This is a genomic window from Candidatus Chloroploca mongolica (assembly GCF_004762035.2).
GTDB classification, from domain to species: Bacteria; Chloroflexota; Chloroflexia; order Chloroflexales; family Chloroflexaceae; genus Chloroploca; species Chloroploca mongolica.
Genome location: NZ_SIJK02000099.1, coordinates 1 through 3,149 on the forward strand (window position 1 = coordinate 1; position 3,149 = coordinate 3,149).

General features: G+C 60.6%; 3 protein-coding genes. All 3 read left to right on the forward strand.

Annotated features, from left to right (window positions below; translation table 11 throughout):
- Positions 1-272: hypothetical protein (locus EYB53_RS24100; protein ID WP_205712752.1), on the forward strand; the 272-nt coding region annotated here is incomplete at its 5' end.
- Between the two features lie 360 nt (positions 273-632).
- Positions 633-2,357 (forward strand): hypothetical protein, encoded by a 1,725-nt coding sequence (locus tag EYB53_RS24105; RefSeq protein WP_135481945.1) that lies wholly within the window; start codon positions 633-635, stop codon positions 2,355-2,357.
- A gap of 62 nt (positions 2,358-2,419) precedes the next feature.
- Positions 2,420-3,046 carry a YdeI/OmpD-associated family protein gene (locus EYB53_RS24110; RefSeq protein ID WP_135481947.1) on the forward strand — a complete coding sequence of 209 codons (627 nt, stop codon included), beginning with the start codon at positions 2,420-2,422 and terminating at the stop codon, positions 3,044-3,046.
- Positions 3,047-3,149: the final 103 nt, after the last annotated feature.

Genomic DNA, 3,149 nt, shown 5'->3' on the forward strand with positions numbered 1-3,149 from the left:
ATGGTGCCCACTTGGTCACTCCGCCGCATCCGAATGGGAAAATCCACTGGCCACCAGCCCTGCAAACCTACATCGCCAGATTGCGCCAGATCGTTGAAACCGTGCATGAGAAATTGCTCCATACCTTCCGTCTCGACCGCGAGCGCCCGCACGACCTCACCGGCATCCGCACCCGCATGGCCGCAATGGTCGCGCTCCATAACACCTGCATGTGGCTCAACCAACGTCTCGGGCGTGATCGGTTGGCGTTTGCAGATTTGATTGATTGGTAGATCATCTGATCTCACACCAAGCGTTTCAGTCGGCACTACGATGAGCGTCAACGGTACAGCACCCTGAAACCATGTCTTACGTCAAAAAAACCACCTTATGTGCAAGTGTAGTGGTGCCGTCCGTGAGATCTCACAGATCTTCAAGACCTGTGAGATCTCACAGATCCGTGCATGGCAGCAAACGTCGTGGCCCGGGAGCGCGGGCGGCCCGCCCGCTTTGAGCGCAATGCGTTGGTGTATCGCCCTCTTTGCTCGCCTGCATGGGCCTGTGGTCGTTTCGCCCGCAAGCCCACGCAACAAAACCGGTACCAAGTGCGAATATGTGCCCAAAGAAAAGCCTTTGCCTGGGAGAGTTCTCGTATGCGTAGGAATGTGCTCATTCCACTTTTGCTTGCTCTGCTTTGCTTCAGCCTGGTTGGATGCGCGGCGGACCCGCAGGGTGCCGAGCCTACGGCGATCCCGGCGCTCGCTGCGAGTCCGCCACCGCTGGCGACGACGGTTATCCTCGGTGATCAGCGCCCTTCTGAGTTGCCCGCAGTGGCGGCGCGGCGTGAACGCATTGCCGCTGCGCTGGCGACGCCACCCTTTGTGTTGCTACGCGACGACCTTGAACCGCGCCTCGCCGCAGCGCAGACCGCTGCTGTCAATGATGCCCGCGTACGCACGGCAACGCTCAGTCCCACCGGGCAGCCGCTGCGCAGCGAGGTGATGACGGTGGCCGAGCCGCGGGCCGGCGATGTGCCCGCCGAGGCGTCGGCGACGTGTCCACCAGGGCGCTGTCTGCGCGTCGTGCTCTATGTCTATCCGACCAACAGCACCGTCACGGCACTGGTTGATGACCGCTTGCAGGTCGTCAGTGTGCAGATCCTTGCCGATGCGCAGCCCGAGATTCCCCAGGATCTGGCGGAACTCGCTACCCAGATTGCCATTGCCGATCCCCAGCTTGCGTCTGCGTTTGAGGGTTTGACGCCAACCGAGGCGATGGCAACCATGCAGGCAACCAAAACTGCGCTTGAGACGACGAGTTGTGAACGGAGCCGTCATCTCTGTGTGGCGCCGGTCTTTACCTGGGGCAGCCTGGCGCTCTGGACGATCGTTGATCTCACTGATTTTACCCTGGTGGCGGCGACGACCTGGACCGAGCAGGGCGCGAGTCAACGGCGCATTGTGGTCAGCGAGGCCACCCTGCAAGACGCTGCGCTTGCCCCGCTGTGCGAAACGCCGCAACGCCTGGAGCACGCAGGCTGGCAGGCGGCCTATCTGTTGACCAGTTCTGATGGGCTCGAACTGCGTGACGTGACGTTTCAGGGGCGACCGGTGCTAACCTCGGTCAAGGTGGTGGACTGGCACATCGGCTACCAGGGGGTTGACGGGCAACGGGTTGGTTTCTCTGATGCTGTGGGCTGCCCGGTCTTCAGCGCCGCCGCCGTCATTCCCTACAGCTTGCCAGAACTGAGCGAAGAACCCGACGGCAGCATGCGGCTCACGATGACCTTTCGCAGCCCCAACTGGCCCTTGCCCTGCAACTACCAGTACAGCTTCAGTGCGACCTTTGCGCCCGACGGCACCTTGAGCGTCATGGTTGGCAACGAAGGGCGCGGCTGTGGCACCGAAGGCATCTATCACCCGGTGGTACGGATTGAACCCCCGGTCACGACCGAACTGGCTCTGGTGGAGGCGACCGGACGCACCCTGTTGCAGCAGGAAGGTTTCGCCGTCTGGGAAGCGGGGAGCACGCAGCGTTTTGGGTTCACGACGGAAGCGGGGTCACTGGCGATCGCCCCGATCTGGGGCGACGCAGAACGAGCCTACCTCTACTGGACGCAGGCGCGCCCCGAAGAGGGCCAGGGCGACCTACCGAGCATCGGCACCTGTTGCGGGCTTGACGAACGTCAGGGGCCAGAACAATTCATCGGCCCCGATACGCCCGAGCCACTCGGCCCTGCGCCGATCCTCTGGTTTGTGCCACGCATCGCCAATGCCGAACGCGAACGTTGCTGGGCCGACACCACGATCATTGATGGCGCAACGGTCCCCGAGATCTGGCCGTGCAGTGCGGGGATTGAGGTACGTTTCGCAGAATAGAGCCCGTTACCGCTGCCAGCGGCGCAGATGAAGCCCGGCGTTATGCGTCTTGAGGTAAACATATGGCCAAGGAACTCGGGAAGGTTGCGATTGAATCCGCTGCTGAACTTCGTGAGTGGTTATCCAAAAACCACTCCTCAAGCGGCAGCGTTTGGCTCGTGACCTGGAAGAAGGACTCGGGTCACCCATATGTTAGCTACGATGAGATCGTCGATCAATGCCTGTGTTATGGATGGGTAGACAGTCTCCCTAGAAAGCTTGACGAATCGCGGACAATGCTCAGGATTTCACCGCGCGACCCCAAGAGCAATTGGTCCCGAGTCAACAAGGATCGGATCACTCGTCTCGTCCAGGAAGGGCTGATGGAGCCAGGGGGACTGGCCGTCGTCGAGCAGGCCAAGAAGAATGGCGCTTGGGATTTCCTCGATGATATCGAACGATTGGAAGTGCCTGATGACCTCCGCCGTGAATTCGAAAAGCACCCGGGTTCACGGCGTCTCTTCGATCGCTTCCCGCCTTCTTCTAGAAGAGGAATTCTCGAGTGGCTTAAGACTGCGAAGACGGAGACTACGCGACGTAAACGAATTGTCGAGGTAGCGCGCAAAGCAGCCGCGAACAGGAAGGCCAATTTTCCAAAGGGCCGCGATGCCGGCCCAAAAGACGAGTTGGCATCTGATAAGGCGGATTAACTGTCTTGATAACGGGCGCATAACAAGGCGCTGCACTTGGCCGCTATTCCGCGCAACGAAGGCGGGTTTTTTGACGCACAGGCGCACAGGTTTGCGCTCGCGT